12 protein-coding genes are annotated in these 13,826 nt (G+C 65.5%); 8 read left to right on the top strand and 4 right to left on the bottom strand.

The window, feature by feature from the left end; genetic code table 11:
• The first annotated feature begins 295 nt into the window (after window positions 1-295).
• Window positions 296-1,399: a C4-dicarboxylate TRAP transporter substrate-binding protein gene (locus D1F64_RS19265; RefSeq protein ID WP_162901660.1), complete on the top strand. Its 1,104-nt coding sequence runs from the start codon at window positions 296-298 to the stop codon at window positions 1,397-1,399.
• A gap of 409 nt (window positions 1,400-1,808) precedes the next feature.
• Here D1F64_RS19265 and D1F64_RS19270 read toward each other — a convergent pair whose 3' ends face one another.
• Window positions 1,809-2,726, bottom strand: a complete 918-nt coding sequence (locus D1F64_RS19270) for a LysR family transcriptional regulator (RefSeq protein WP_162901661.1) — start codon at window positions 2,724-2,726, stop codon at window positions 1,809-1,811.
• A 132-nt stretch (window positions 2,727-2,858) separates the two neighbouring features.
• Here D1F64_RS19270 and D1F64_RS19275 point away from each other — a divergent pair, with 132 nt between their 5' ends.
• From D1F64_RS19275 to D1F64_RS19295, 6 genes are all read left to right on the top strand, one after another.
• Window positions 2,859-3,959: an LLM class flavin-dependent oxidoreductase gene (locus D1F64_RS19275; RefSeq protein WP_117413747.1), complete on the top strand. Its 1,101-nt coding sequence runs from the start codon at window positions 2,859-2,861 to the stop codon at window positions 3,957-3,959.
• Window positions 3,960-3,970: 11 nt separating this feature from the next.
• Window positions 3,971-4,768, top strand: coding sequence for a 3-oxoadipate enol-lactonase (gene pcaD, locus D1F64_RS19280; RefSeq protein WP_117413748.1), 798 nt, complete (start codon window positions 3,971-3,973; stop codon window positions 4,766-4,768).
• Window positions 4,769-5,141: 373 nt separating this feature from the next.
• Entirely contained in the window at window positions 5,142-6,026 is an 885-nt protein-coding gene (locus D1F64_RS19285) for a polysaccharide deacetylase family protein (RefSeq protein WP_117413749.1), read from the top strand.
• Window positions 6,027-6,448: 422 nt separating this feature from the next.
• The gene (locus D1F64_RS19290; protein ID WP_117413750.1) at window positions 6,449-6,877 is read left to right on the top strand and encodes a CBS domain-containing protein; all 429 of its coding nucleotides are present in this window, start codon (window positions 6,449-6,451) and stop codon (window positions 6,875-6,877) included.
• Window positions 6,878-7,424: 547 nt separating this feature from the next.
• Window positions 7,425-7,559, top strand: a complete 135-nt coding sequence (locus tag D1F64_RS25215) for a hypothetical protein (RefSeq protein ID WP_256372880.1) — start codon at window positions 7,425-7,427, stop codon at window positions 7,557-7,559.
• A gap of 190 nt (window positions 7,560-7,749) precedes the next feature.
• Window positions 7,750-9,513: an ATP-binding protein gene (locus D1F64_RS19295; RefSeq protein WP_162901662.1), complete on the top strand. Its 1,764-nt coding sequence runs from the start codon at window positions 7,750-7,752 to the stop codon at window positions 9,511-9,513.
• Window positions 9,514-9,516: 3 nt separating this feature from the next.
• Here D1F64_RS19295 and D1F64_RS19300 read toward each other — a convergent pair whose 3' ends face one another.
• From D1F64_RS19300 to D1F64_RS19310, 3 genes are read right to left on the bottom strand one after another with little or no spacing between them, the layout of a single operon-like run.
• Window positions 9,517-11,904 carry a xanthine dehydrogenase family protein molybdopterin-binding subunit gene (locus D1F64_RS19300; protein ID WP_117413752.1) on the bottom strand — a complete coding sequence of 796 codons (2,388 nt, stop codon included), beginning with the start codon at window positions 11,902-11,904 and terminating at the stop codon, window positions 9,517-9,519.
• A complete protein-coding gene (locus D1F64_RS19305; protein ID WP_117414727.1) occupies window positions 11,901-12,395 on the bottom strand; it encodes a (2Fe-2S)-binding protein in 495 nt (164 codons plus the stop codon). Before D1F64_RS19305 ends, D1F64_RS19300 begins: the two co-directional genes overlap by 4 nt.
• A 25-nt stretch (window positions 12,396-12,420) precedes the next feature.
• Entirely contained in the window at window positions 12,421-13,269 is an 849-nt protein-coding gene (locus D1F64_RS19310) for a xanthine dehydrogenase family protein subunit M (RefSeq protein ID WP_117413753.1), read from the bottom strand.
• A gap of 124 nt (window positions 13,270-13,393) precedes the next feature.
• Between D1F64_RS19310 and nrtS the strand changes: the two genes are divergently transcribed.
• Window positions 13,394-13,672 carry a nitrate/nitrite transporter NrtS gene (nrtS, locus tag D1F64_RS19315; protein WP_162901200.1) on the top strand — a complete coding sequence of 93 codons (279 nt, stop codon included), beginning with the start codon at window positions 13,394-13,396 and terminating at the stop codon, window positions 13,670-13,672.
• Window positions 13,673-13,826: the final 154 nt, after the last annotated feature.

Here is a 13,826-nt window from a genome sequence, read left to right on the forward strand (position 1 = left end):
CCCGGTCGGTTTTGTGTCAATTAGAGCATAAAATCACGGCCTGTCATCCCGCAATCTATTTATCGACCGATAAGCTCATGAGCATCCCACGCTTCGGAGCGCGGTCCGCAACGCCATCCTCCGAACCCGGCTTGACGTTGGCCCCGATCCTCGCTGACAATGGCACATTGTTGAGCGATCGATAAATAACAAAATTCGACGATGATACAATGGCTACCGCGTGCCGGGAACGGCGATGCGAGACAACGAAAAGGGCGGGGACGAGAACGCTCAAGGTCCGCCAAGGGAGGAAACAATGCACCATCTTACAGACCGGGTCCGGTCTCTTATCCGCAGGACCCTCGCCACCGCCGCGCTTGGCGCCGGCGCCTGCGCGCTCACGCTCAGTGGCGCATCCGCCGACAGCTACACCCTGCGCATCGGCGCCGGCCACCCCAATGGTCCGGCCGTCTATGTGTCCATGGTCGCCGACTATTTCGTGCCCGAGGTCAAGCGCCGGGTGAAGGAAGAAACGGAACACGAGATCGAGTTCGTCGAGGGCTATGGCGGCGCGATCGCCGGCGTTGCCGAGACGCTGGAATCCGTGCAGCAGGGCATTCTGGACATCGGCGCCTATTGCTTCTGCTTCGAGCCCGCCAAGCTGTTCCTGCACAACTTCCCCTATTACGCGCCGTTCGGCCCGCAGGATTCCGCCCAGGCGCTCACCGCCACCCGCAAGGTCTACGACCAGATCCCGTGGCTCTCGGAAGTCTTCGAAAAGGACTACAAGCAGGTACTGCTCGGCCTGTCCGGCTGGGACAACTATCACCTGGGCACCAAGGATCCCTGGAAGACGGTCACGGATCTGAAGGGCTACAAGATCGGTGGCGCAGGCCCCAACCTGCCGTGGCTTGAATACGCCGGCGCCATTCCGGTGCAGTCGACCCTGCCCGAGGGCTATCTCGCCATGCAGACCGGCGTGTACAACGGCTGGCTGATGTTCCCCTCCGCCTATCTGGGCTTCAAGTACTATGAGCCTTCGCCCTACTACACGCTGATCGGTTTCGGCGCGATGGCGGTCAACGGGCTGACGATGAACACCAACAGCCTCGCCCGCCTGCCCGAGGACGTGCAGACGATCATTCGCGAAGTCGGCGAGGGTTACGAAGCCGCGTCGGGCGCCGAGCTCAACCGCCGTCAGGCCGCGGGCCTCAAGGGGCTTGAGGAGAAGGGCGCGCACATCACCAAGCTGCCTGAATCCGCCCGCATCGAATGGGCCAACGCGCTGACGGGCTTCCCCGCCCGCCAGGCCAAGGACGCCGACGAGCGCGGCATGCCCGGCACGGAAGTGATGAAGGCCTATCTCAAAGCCGTCACCGAAGCGGGCTACAAGTGGCCGGTCAGCTACTCGCTCGATTGAGCGGAGGGCACTGAACAACAGACGACAGGGCGGCCCATCGGGCCGCCCTGAACTTATGGAGAGCCCTCGCCCCCTCGGTCGTCATCCTCGGCCTTGTGCCGAGGATCCATGTTTTCAATGGCTTATGGATGGTCGGGACAAGCCCGACCATGACGAAGAAGAGAGGGTTCGGCATTGCCATGAGTCTGAGGGCGGTCCATTGGGCCGCCCTTTTTCGTGGGGCTGCACAGGCTTCGAAGTCCGCAGGCGTCACCCCGGACGCAATGCGGCGCATCGTGCCGCTTTGCAGATCCGGGGCGCAGGCCACAACAGGAGCGTCCCGGGTCTGCGGAGCATCACTGCGTGCTGCACCGCGCACGGGATGACCACGAAGGGTGACGGGGACATAGCCGTCGGCCGCACCGCGCCCTCACGCCGCCAGCAGATCCTCCCATTGCCGGGATATCCGCGCGGTCTCGTCGCGCAGCAGATCGGCGAAGGCCTGCGCCGGCGCGCTCATGGCCTGGCGCGACGGCTCGATCAGCACGAAATCCGACGACAGCGAAGGGTGCTCCAGCGGCCGGATGGAAAACCGCTCGCCCATCCGGTCCCCCACCATCATGATCGACGGCAGGATCGCCACCCAGCTCGACTGGGCGATGAACTCCAGCGTGCCGATCATCGCGTCCATCTCCATGCGCCGGCCAATCGCGACGCCATGCGTGGTGAAATAGGTCTCCAGCGTGTGCCGCCGGGTGTTGACCCCGCTGGGCAGGATGATGTCGCGGCCATCGAGATCCCGAGGCCGCGCGGGATGCAAATGCAGCGCGGTCTCGCCGCGGGCGGCCACCAGCATTTCGCGTTCGCGCGCCAGAAGCGTCGTCGATAGCCCGCGCGCGCCCTCGAACCCCGGCACCACGGCGAAATCCAGATCGCCCGAACGCACCATCTCCGTCAGGACGCCGGAGTAGGCTTCGGTGATATGCACCTCGGCGCCCGGAGTGGCCTGCATGAAGCGCGCGAGCGCCGGCGCCAGCGCGCCCCGGGTGAACGTCGGCATCAGGCCGATACGCAGCCGCCCGGCGTGACGTCCCGCGCTTGCCGTCTGCGTCGCCGCATCGAGCCGCCTCAAGGTCTCCACGCAATCACGATAGTAGTCCTCGCCCACCGGCGTCGGCACCACCACCCGCCCCTCGCGCTCGAACAGCGCCCGGCCGATATGCGCCTCGAGCTGCTTGATGTGCTGCGAGATGCCCGACTGGGTGGAGCCCTCGCGCGCGGCGGCGCGCGTGAAGGAGCACTCCTCGAAGACGGAGACGAAGGAGCGGATCTGGCGCAGGGAGATCATGGCATCTCGCATTAGAAAAACTAATCCAATTGAGTAAATAATATCATTTTTTCAACTGAGCGCACCGCCCTAAATTCAAATGCGAAAAGCCGCGAAAACAGGCGCACGGACGCGCGGCGCAGGAGGGACCAGATGCAGCTTGGATTTTTCACCATGCCGATCCACCCGCTGGATCGCGACTGGCGCGAGACGCTGACCGAGGACCGCGAGGCCTTTGTTCTGGCCGACGAATTGGGCTTCACCGAAGCCTATTGCGGCGAGCACGTGACCGACAAGGCGGAGAACATCACCTCCTGCTCGATGTTCCTCGCCTGGGTCGCGGCGGCGACGAAGACCATCCGCCTGGGCACCGGCACGGTCAACATGCCCAACAACCATCCCGCCGCCGTTGCCGGCCAGATCGCCATGCTCGACCACATGCTGGACGGGCGGCTGAACTTCGGCATTTCGCCCGGCGGCCTGATTTCGGATGCGGAAGTCTTCGGCAACATGGACAACGACCGCAACGCCATGTTCGTCGAGGCGATCGACATGGTGCTGAAGATCTGGGAGAGCGATCCGCCCTACAACATCGAGGGCGCCTTCTGGAACGTCTCCACCGAACGCACCCAGATGACTGACATCGGCCAGGGCATCCTGCCAAAACCCCTGCAGCAGCCGCATCCGCCGATCATCGTCACCGTCGTCGCGCCTTTCTCCAAGGGCGTGACGGAGGCCGCCGCGCGCGGCTGGGAGCCGATTTCGGCCAACTTCCTGCTGCCCAGATGGGTGGCCAGCCACTGGCCGAAATACGTCGAGGGCTGCGAGCGCGCGGGCCGTCCGGCCGATCCCGCCAACTGGCGCGTCGCCAAGAGCATTTTCGTCGCCGACGATCTCGACAAGGCGCGGGACTACGCGCTCGGCCCCGACAGCCCCTACCGGTTCTACTACAACCAGTTGCTGATCAAGATGAAGAAGCACGGCCGCGCCAACCTCTTCAAGGCGGACCAGTCGATGTCCGATGACGAAGTGACGCTGGACAAGGTGCTGGACGATCTGGTCATCTGGGGCACGCCCGACAAGGTCGCCGACGAGGTCCTGGCCTTTCGCGAACAGACGGGCGACTTCGGCACGCTGCTTTATGCCGGCAAGGACTGGGCCGACCGCGATCTGGCGCGCCGCTCCATGGTCTTGCTGGCCGAACAGGTGCTGCCGGGGATCAACAGCGCCACCGGCGCGCAGGCCGCGCAATAGGAACCGTCACGATGATGCAGAAAGTGGACCGGGGCGCGTTTTATCTCGCCACCTCCGTCACCGGCCGTCCGGAAGGCGCGCCCTGGATCGTGCTGTCCAATTCGCTCGGCGCCTCCATGGAAATGTGGATGCCGCAGTTGGAACTGCTGGGCCAGCATTACCGGGTGCTGAGCTACGACACCCGCGGTCACGGCCGCTCCGACGCCCCCGAAGGCCCCTATTCCTTCGACGATCTTGTCGGCGACGTCGTCGCCCTGCTGGATCATTTCAGGATCAAAAAGGCCGATTTCATGGGCCTGTCGCTGGGCGGCATGACCGGACTGGGGCTTGCCATCAACCACCCCGAGCGGGTGCGCCGTCTGATCTGCTGCGACGCGCGCGCCGATGCGCCCGAAGGCTTTGTGAAAAGCTGGGACGAGCGGATCAACGCGATCGAGGCCGGCGGCTTGGGCTCGATCCTGCGCGGCACCATGGAACGCTGGTTCTCGCAAGACTTCCGCGACAATCAGCCCGACCAGATGGCCGCCATGGGCTCCATGTTCCTGGAAACCTCGGTGACCGGCTACAAGGGCTGCGCCGCGGCGCTCAAGACGCTGGACTATCTCAAAGATCTCGACAAGATCGCCTGCCCGACGCTCTATATCGTCGGCGACGAGGATTTCGGCGCGCCTCCAGCGGTGATGAAGGACATGGCCGAGCGCACCCCCGGCGCGGTCATGGCCGAAATCGCCGGCGCGGCGCACATCGCCAACGTCGACGAGCCGGAGGCCTTCAACGCCGCGATCAAGGCGTTCCTGGGGTTGACGTAGGGAGACGGGCCGCCCCCCGTTCCCAGATCCGTTTCGGGATACGTCCTGCGTCATCCCGGGATACCAGGCACTTGTTGGCACCCGCGCACCGTCATGCCTGAGCAAGCCCCCAATCCGATCGCCATCTTCGCGTCCTCCACCCCACTCTCCGCCGTCATCCCCCGGCGAAGTCCGCAGGACTCACTCCGCGCGCCACGACCGAAGAACCCGCGCGCGAACACAGCTCTCACGCCCTGCGCGGGGCGACGATCTCGCGTCCCCACAAGCCCAGTCCGACGATTGCCCCGCGCAACATAGACGCTCCCCTCCCGGACGATTCGTGTTATTTATCGATCGATAATAAACGAATGCAACTCCGGGGGGAGAAGCCAGCATGTCCGTATTGTCTGACCGCGTGCCCTATCAGGCCATAATCGACCGCCCGAAGCTGCGCCTGCCGGGCGACGCGCGCGTCGCCGTCTGGGTGATCGTCAATGCGGAGGAATGGCGCATGGAGGGCGCCATGCCGCGCACGGTGCTGCCGCCGCCCATGGGCCAGCCGCTGCTGCCCGACGTGCCCAACTGGTCATGGCACGAATACGGCATGCGCTCGGGCTTCTGGCGCCAGCTCGAGGCGCTGACCTCGCGCGGCATCCCGACGACGTTTGCGGTCAACGGCAGCGTCTGCGAATCCTACCCGCGCGTGGCAAGCGCCGCGAAGGAGGCCGGCTGGGAGTTCATGGGGCACGGGTTCCTGCAAGGCCCGATGCACAAGGTGACGGATCAGCGCGACGCGATTTCCCGAACGATCGACGCGATCGCCGCCTTCGCCGGCAAGCCGCCGCGCGGCTGGGAAAGCCCCGGCCTGACGGAGACCGACGAGACGCTCGATCTGCTGCGCGAACACGGCGTCGACCATGTCGCCAACTGGGTGTTTGACGATCTGCCGGAAACCATCGCCACAGCACACGGCCCCATGCTGGCGCTTCCCTATACGGTGGAGACCAACGACGTGGTGGTGCATGCGATCCAGCAGCAGCCCGCGGCGGAATTTCTCTCACGCGGCACCGACCAATTCGACCGACTGTATCAGGAAGGCGCGGACAATCCGCGCTGCATGGCGATCTCCATCCACCCCTATCTCACCGGGGTGCCGCACCGCATCGGCTTCGTCGAGGCGCTGCTGGACCACATCCAGGCGCACGCGGGCGTGGTGATGATGACCGCGGGCGAGATGGCGGACTGGTATCGGGGTGAAATGACGCGTCTCGCCGGATAGCGGATCGCCGGGAAGACCTGCCGCCCCTGACACTCATGACGCCAGGACGACGGGCCCGGTCCATCAGCCCTTGCCCGGCCTGTCCCGGTGATCCCGACGGCCAGCGCGAAGCCGGGCTTGCCGACCGCGAGCGACAGGCAGAAGGCCACAGGCCTGGCGTCCGCTCAGCGCGCGGCACCACCCTTGATCAGGGTTGGTGCCGCGGGTTCGCGGATACGACCAATTCTCGCCTTCGCGAGGATCGGAATAACCGAACCGGCCAATCATTTTCCGGCAGCCATCCGACTGGGCATAGCCGCCCTCCGTGCCAACACGCGCGGCGCCCTCTGTCACCGCATGATCGGAATCATGGCCATGGCCCCTTTTGCCCGCTAAAATCGACCGCACGAAGCCGAGGTCACCAGACGAAAGGGCTGCAGCAGATGGCGACGGTAAGGCAATTGCTCGACGCGAAGGGACACGAGGTCTTGTCGATAGGCGCGGACGACAGCGTCCTCGACGCCATCAGATTGATGGCGGATAAGAACGTGGGATCGCTGGTGGTTCTCGAGGACGGCAAGCTGGCCGGCATCATCACCGAACGCCATTACGCGCGGAACGTGTTCCTCAAGGGAAAATCGTCACCGAACACAACCGTTCGCGAGATCATGTCCGACCGCGTTGTCTGCGCGTGGCCGGAGCAAACGGTCGAGGAATGCATGGCGGTGATGACCGACAAGGCCGTGCGCCATCTTCCCGTTCTCGACAAGAAACAGTTGATCGGTGTCATCTCGATCGGCGATCTGGTGAAAAGCATCATCAGCGACCAGAAATTCATCATCGAACAGCTCGAGCACTACATCACCAACTGACGGGCCCGCTCGCGCGAGGCTCCTGACTGCCTCATTTGGTTTCATGCGCCCTGTCGGTGCTGTTCGTGCATGCATGACCGGGACCGGCCACCGTTAGGCTAGCGCCAGCGAGCTTGCCTAACGGTGCGGGCGGGAGTAAATCTTGTCGCGGAGAAAGCCGCCGCCTGATCGGAACGCCGGGCGGAACCGAACGGTCCTCCACGACAGCCCCGCCGCATCGCACGCGGCGGTGATGCCCTTTGACAGCGTTCGTCTTTCTTGCGCCTCTTGATGTCCTGAATACGTCTGCCGATCCGGTTGCGCCGTCCGCCCGCACAATCGCGGTCGCATGCCGGAATGCAGACCTTCCGGCGAACCGTCGCGGCGAAAGCGCATGCCGTTCTTGATACGGCCGCCATCTTGGAGGCCGACGCCTGACACCGATGCACGCCGGCAATCAGTCATCTGACCGTGTTTCCGCCGTCCGCGCCATCGCGCGCCCGGCGCAGACCGAACCAAGACGCGATCCCCCGACCCTGGGCCGGACGCGGTCTGAAAGGAAAATCCAATGGGAAAAGGCAACAACGCGCGCGGCAACAAGGAAGTCCGCAAGCAAAAGCAGGTGAAGCCGAAAGTGGCCGCCACCTCCGACCTGAAGTCCGGTTCATCGACGCTCACGATGGGCGGCAAGAAGGTCAAATAGGCCTGGCGGAAATGCCCGAGCGCGGACGAGGCCGGCGGCCCGTCGATCTCGTCCGCCTTCGCACACCGGCGCCACGCGCCGGATAATGCCCGGCAAGGCGCCCGGAACACGCCGGACGTGCCATCCGTCGCGCATAAAATCGGCCCGTACCGCGAGGACGCAATTCCTCGGCGCGCCAATCTGCATTGAGATGAGCGCCGACATGCCAGACAAGGCTCGCCAGTATCAAGGCCGCCAGATGACATCGACGAATGATGCATACATGCAGGTCCGGTCCAAGATCTGCAACGCACATCTTGTCGCCATCACGATTGTCGCCATACCGACGCTTGCTGCCAGCCTGTACCCCTCCATGAGCACCGGCTGGCAACCGGTCATGACACTGTACCTCGTGATGGCGGTCTCGCTTGTCATCGCGACGCTGTTACGCAATCGCCTGCCGTATACCCTGCGCGTCGGCTTTTTGATTTTTTTCTTTGTGACCATAGGCCTGGCCGGCTTGTGGAGCTTCGGCCTTTTGGCCGGCGGCATCCCGTTCCTGCTCGTGGCGCCAATTCTGGCGGCGCTTTTCCTGACCGCCCGCTTCGCCGTCATGCTGCTCGCGGCGATCTCGCTCTCCGCGTGCGTGATCGGCGCCTCGATCGTGCTCGGATACCAGTCCCCAGTTATCGACGCCGGTCCCTATGCCATCTCCGCGCCGGCCTGGTTCGTGCTTATCACCGCATGGGTGTTGACAAACGGCTCGCTCGTGCTGGCCATCGGCTCGCTCAACGGGTTCTTGCTGCAATCGCTGCACACCGCCCATGACCATGCGGAGGCTCTGGAGAGGAGCGAGGCCCAGCACCGCCGCCTGGTCGCCAATCTGCCGGAGATTGTCTATTCGTGGACGCCCGCGATCGGCGGCGCCTATTACTCGCCGCGCGTCAAGGACGTCCTTGGCCATTCGCCCGCGCACATGATCCGCCATCCCCGCCTGTGGACCGAGAGCGTTCACCCCGACGATACGGCAATACTCGCTGAAGGCCTCGCGAAGGCCGAAGACGGCACGCCCTTTGATATCATCTACCGCATCCGCGACGCCAAAGGCGCTTGGCGCTGGCTGCACGATCGTAGCATCGACATCCGCCGCGAGGACGGGACAACGGTGGTCGACGGCATCGTCAGTGACATCACCGAGCAGCGCGAGGCCGAGGCGCAGTTGCGCCAGGCCCACAAGATGGAAGCCATCGGCCAACTGACCGGCGGCATCGCCCACGACTTCAACAATCTGCTGTCCATCATGTCGCTGAATTCGGAAATCCTCGAAGACGAGCTCGCCGGAAACAAGGCGGCGCGCGCGCGGCTTGACATGATCCACAAGGCGCTGGACCGTGCATCCTCGCTGACCAACCGGCTGCTGGCCTTCTCGCGCCAGCAAATGCTTTCGCCCGTCCCCACAGACATCGGCACGCTGCTGCACAGCCTGCGCGAACTGCTCGAACGCACGCTGGGCGCGGAGGTCCACCTGAAAATCCGCCTGAGCGCCGGCCTTTGGTGGGCGAAAGTGGACCAGAACCAGCTCGAGAACGCGCTGATCAACCTCGCGATCAACGCGCGCGACGCGATCCCGGCAAGTGGACTTCTGGAAATGTCGGCGCGGAACAAGACGGTCAAGGAGGCGTTCTTCGAACAACGCGCGGAAATCATGCCTGGAGACTACGTGGTGATTTCCGTGCGCGATACCGGAACCGGCATGTCGCCGGAAACCCTGGAGCACATGTTCGAACCCTTCTTCACCACCAAAGACTTTGGCAAGGGCAGCGGTCTCGGCCTGAGCATGGTCTATGGTTTCGTGGCGCAGTCCAACGGCTTCGTCAGCGTCGATAGCGCGCTCGGCCGCGGCACGACCTTCCGGCTCTATCTGCCGCGCAACCGCGAGGCCGCACTGCCGCAGCCCGAGTCGATCCCGGCCTGATCCCTACCCCAACACCCCCAGCGCGGTGAGCACGCGCATGGGCGTCGCGGGCTGCTCGTAGAGCGACGCGCCGAGCGGCCTGAGCGCGTCGTTGATGGCGTTGAGGATGGCGGCAGGCGCGCCGCCGGTGCCCGCCTCGCCCGCGCCCTTCGCGCCCAGAACCGAGGTGCGCGTCGGCGTCTCGATATGGGCGACCGCGATGTCGGGCATCTCGCCCGCCATGGGCACCAGATAGTCGGCGAGCGAGGCGTTGAGCATCTGCCCGTCCTCGGAATAGACGCATTCCTCAAACAGCGCGCCGCCGATGCCCTGCACCACGCCGCCGCGGATCTGCTCGTCCACCAGCTTGGGGTTGATCACCCGGCCGCAGTCCTCCACCACCCAGAAGTCCAACACCTTTGTCAGTCCGGTCTCGGTGTCCACCTCCACGTGCGCGGCCAGCGCGCCGTTGGTGAAGACGAAGGGGAATTCCGTCACCCGGTAATGCCGGGTTGCGACCAGTTCGGGCTTGAGATCGTCGGGCAGCTCGTTGCCGCGGTAGTAGACGATGCGCGCCAACTCATCGAGATTGATGCGCGGACCGGACGCGTCCGTCACCTGACCATCGACGATGTCCAGCGCGCCCTGCTCCGCCTGCAGGATGGAGGCCGCCACCTCCAGCACCTGACCTTTTAGCGCATGCGCCGCCAAGAGCGCCGCCTCGCCGCCGATGCCCGCGCCGCGCGAGGCCCACGTGCCGCCGCCGTAGGGCGTGGTCTCCGTGTCGCCCGTGGTCACCTTCACCTTGTCGATGGAGACGCCAAACCCGTCGGCGGCGATCTGCGCCAGGATCGTCTCCGTGCCCTGGCCCTGCTCGGTGATCGAGGACGACACATGGATCGCGCCGGAAGTGTCCAGCCGGATCGTCGCCCCGTCCTGCGCGGCGATCGGCGCGCCGCCGATGCCGTAGAACATCGGGCTGGGGTTGGTGACCTCGACCATCGAGCACAACCCGATGCCGCGGTAGACGCCCTTCTCGCGCATCTCGCTCTGGCGGGCGCGCAGGCCGTCGTAGTCCATGATCTCCAGAAGCTTTGCGAGCGAACGGTGGTGCGACAGATCCGCCAGCTTCATGCCCGAGGCCGAGGTCGCCGGATAGGCGTCGTCGAGAATAAGGTTGCGGCGCCTGAGTTCCACCGGGTCCATTCCGGTCTTCGCCGCCATGTCCTCCACCAGCCCCTCCATCACCGCCATGGCGATCGGATGGCCGACGGCGCGGTACTGGCACATGACGTTCTTGTTCTGGAAGACGACGCGAGCGCGGGCCTTGTAGGCGGGAATGCGGTAGGGCGCGCCGGTCAGATTGAGCACCTGGTTGGCCTCGATCGCCGAGGTGCGCGGATAGACGCTGTAGGGCCCGATGCCGGTGAGATCGTCCATTTCCAGCGCCACCATGCGGCCGTCGGCGTCCACCGCCAGCTTCGCCGTCACCCGGTGGTCGCGGGCGTGGATGTCGGTGACGAAACTCTCCAGCCGGTCGGCGGTGAATTTCACCGGCCGCTTGAGGATCTTCGCCGCCGCCGCCACGGCGATCTCGTCACCATAGGTGTGGATCTTGATGCCGAAGGACCCGCCCACATCGCCGGCGATGATGCGGACGTTCTCCTCCGGCAGGTCCAGATGTTTGGCCAGCACTGCCTGCATCATGTGCGGCGCCTGTCCGGAATAGCGAAACGTCAGCCGCTGCTCCGACGGGTCGAAATCGATGAGCGCCGCGCGCGGCTCGAGCGTCACGCCGGTGTGCCGGTTGAAACGGAAGGTGCGCTCGACGATTGTCACGTCGCCGCGCGAAAACGCCGCCGCGACGTCGCCGGTCTCCACCACCCGTTCCCAGGCGAGATTGTCGCCGAACGACGCGTGGATCACCGGTGTGCCGGGCTCCAGCGCGCGCTCCATGTCGCAGGCCGCGGGCAGTTCTTCGTAATCCACGCCCACCAGCGCGCAGGCGTCCTCGGCCACCGCCCGGCTGACCGCCACCACCATCACCACGGGCTCGCCCTGCCAGCGCACCGTGTCTGTCGCCAGCGGCGACTGCGGCGCGGATCGAAGCCCCGCCAGATGGCTGAGCACGCCCACCCAGGGCGTCACGACGCCCTCGAAATCGGCGGCCGTGAACACCCGCAGCACGCCGTCCAGCGCCACCGCCTCGGTCACATCGATGGCGGTGATTCTTGCATGCGCGTGCGAGCTGCGCACGAAGGCCGCGTGCACCATGCGCGGCGGGCTGAAGTCGTCCACGTAGCGGCCCCGGCCCTCCAGCAGCCGCTTGGCGTTGGGGCGCGGCACCGTGCTGCCGATGTAGCTGTTGGGCCGGTCGAAATCATGCAGACCCGCTTTTGTCTCGGCGCTCATTGTCCGCCCCTCCCCAGCATCACGTCCTCAATGGCATCGACAATCGCCTGATAGCCGGTGCAGCGGCAGTAGTTGCCCGAGATGTGCTCACGGATCTCGGCCCGGTCGCACGTCTTGCCCGCCTGCACCAGTTCCAATGCGCTCGCCAGCATGCCGGGCGAACAGAAGCCGCATTGCAACGCGTTGTGGCGGTGGAACGCCTGCTGCAGCGCGCGCGCCTGCCGTCCCGTCTCGCCGGGCGCTTCGGCGAAGCCCTCGACCGTGGTCACCTCGGCGCCGTCGGCCTGCACCGCCAGCATCAAACAGCCGCGCACGCTCTGCCCGTCGACCAGTACGGTGCAGGCGCCGCACACGCCGTGCTCGCAGCCCACATGGCTGCCGGTGAGCCCCAGTTCGCCGCGCAGAAAATCGACAAGATTGATGCGCACGGGAACGTCGCGGGACACCGCCTCGCCGTTCACCGTCATCGCAAGTGCTCGCGTCCGATCCATCATTGGCTCGTTTCCTGGCATGGTCTCAAAGCCCGCTCAAAACGCGTTTCATCAGCACCGCCGCCAGATGCCGCTTCATCTGCGGCGAGGCGTTGAGATCGCCGTGGGTGTCCAGCGTTTCCATGCTGGCCGCGGCCTTGAAGACGGCCTGCGCGTCGCGCGGCGGAAACCCGGTAATGGCCGCTTCCGCCTGCCCGAGCCGCACCGGGCGGTCCGCAAGCCCGAAGCCGGCGATCCGCGCGGACGAGATCAGCCCGTCCTCCACCTGCGCGGCCACCGCCAGCCCCGCCATGGCGTAATCGCCATGCCTGCGGGTCAGCTCGCGAAAAGCGAAGCGCGCGCCGGGCGCCGGCCTGGGCACCTCCAGCGCGACGATCAGCTCGGCCGGCCCCAGCGCGGTGTCGTAAAGACCGAGAAAGAAATTGTCCGCCGCGATCGACCGCGCGCCGTTGGGCCCCGCGACATGCACGGTGCCGCCCAGCGCCAGCAGGCAGGCGGGCAGCTCGGCCGCCGGATCGGCAAGGGCGATGCTGCCGCCGATGGTGCCGCGGTTGCGGATCGCCGGATGGGCGATATGCGGCATGGCCAGCGCGATCAGCGGCGCGTGCTCGGCGATCACCGGGGATGCCATCAGTTCGGCATGCCGGGTCAGCGCCCCGATGCGCAGGCCTGCCGGCGTCTCCGATATGCCGGACAGCTCGGCGATCGCATTGAGATCGACCACAAGGTCCGGCTCGTTGAAGCGGAAATTCATCACCGGCATCAGGCTCTGCCCGCCGGCCAGCGCCACCGCGTCCACGCCGTCGCGACTCATCAGCGCCACGGCCTGCGCAAGCGTGTCGGGTCGCGCATAGGCGAAATCGGCTGCTTTCATGTCTCTCCCCCCGGAGCGGCCCTTGAGGGCGGCGCGTGACCGCCCTTTGCGCGGCGGTTCATTTCTGTCGACATTATTTATCGAAAGATAAATAGTGACAAGCACCAATCGGAAGGAAGGCGAAATGAGCGACAAGACGCCCGGCTGGGTGGCGCTGGATGCGGTGCTGCGGCCGCCCGTGGTCTACCGCAGCATGAAGATCTGCCTGTTCGTCGGCACCATCCTGACCGCCGTCAACCAGGGCGAGGCGATCCTGGCCGGCGAGGTCCGCTGGACGAAGATCCTGCTCACCTATCTGGTGCCGCTCGTGGTCTCCAGCTACGCCGCCTGGGGCGCCCTACGCGAACACGAGCGCATCAAGCAGGCGCTGCTGCACGTGCCGCCCGGGCCGCACGGCGAGTGAGGGACCCGCACGACAAACGGCAACCCCTTCCCCGCGAGCATCAGAACGGAATGGATCCTCGGCACAAGGCCGAGGATGACGAAAGATCGGCGCAAGTCGCTGACAAAAAACAAAATTCGTCATGCTCGGGCCTGTCCCGAGCATCCACCCCCGA

This window comes from Breoghania sp. L-A4 (assembly GCF_003432385.1).
Lineage (GTDB): Bacteria > Pseudomonadota > Alphaproteobacteria > Rhizobiales > Stappiaceae > Breoghania.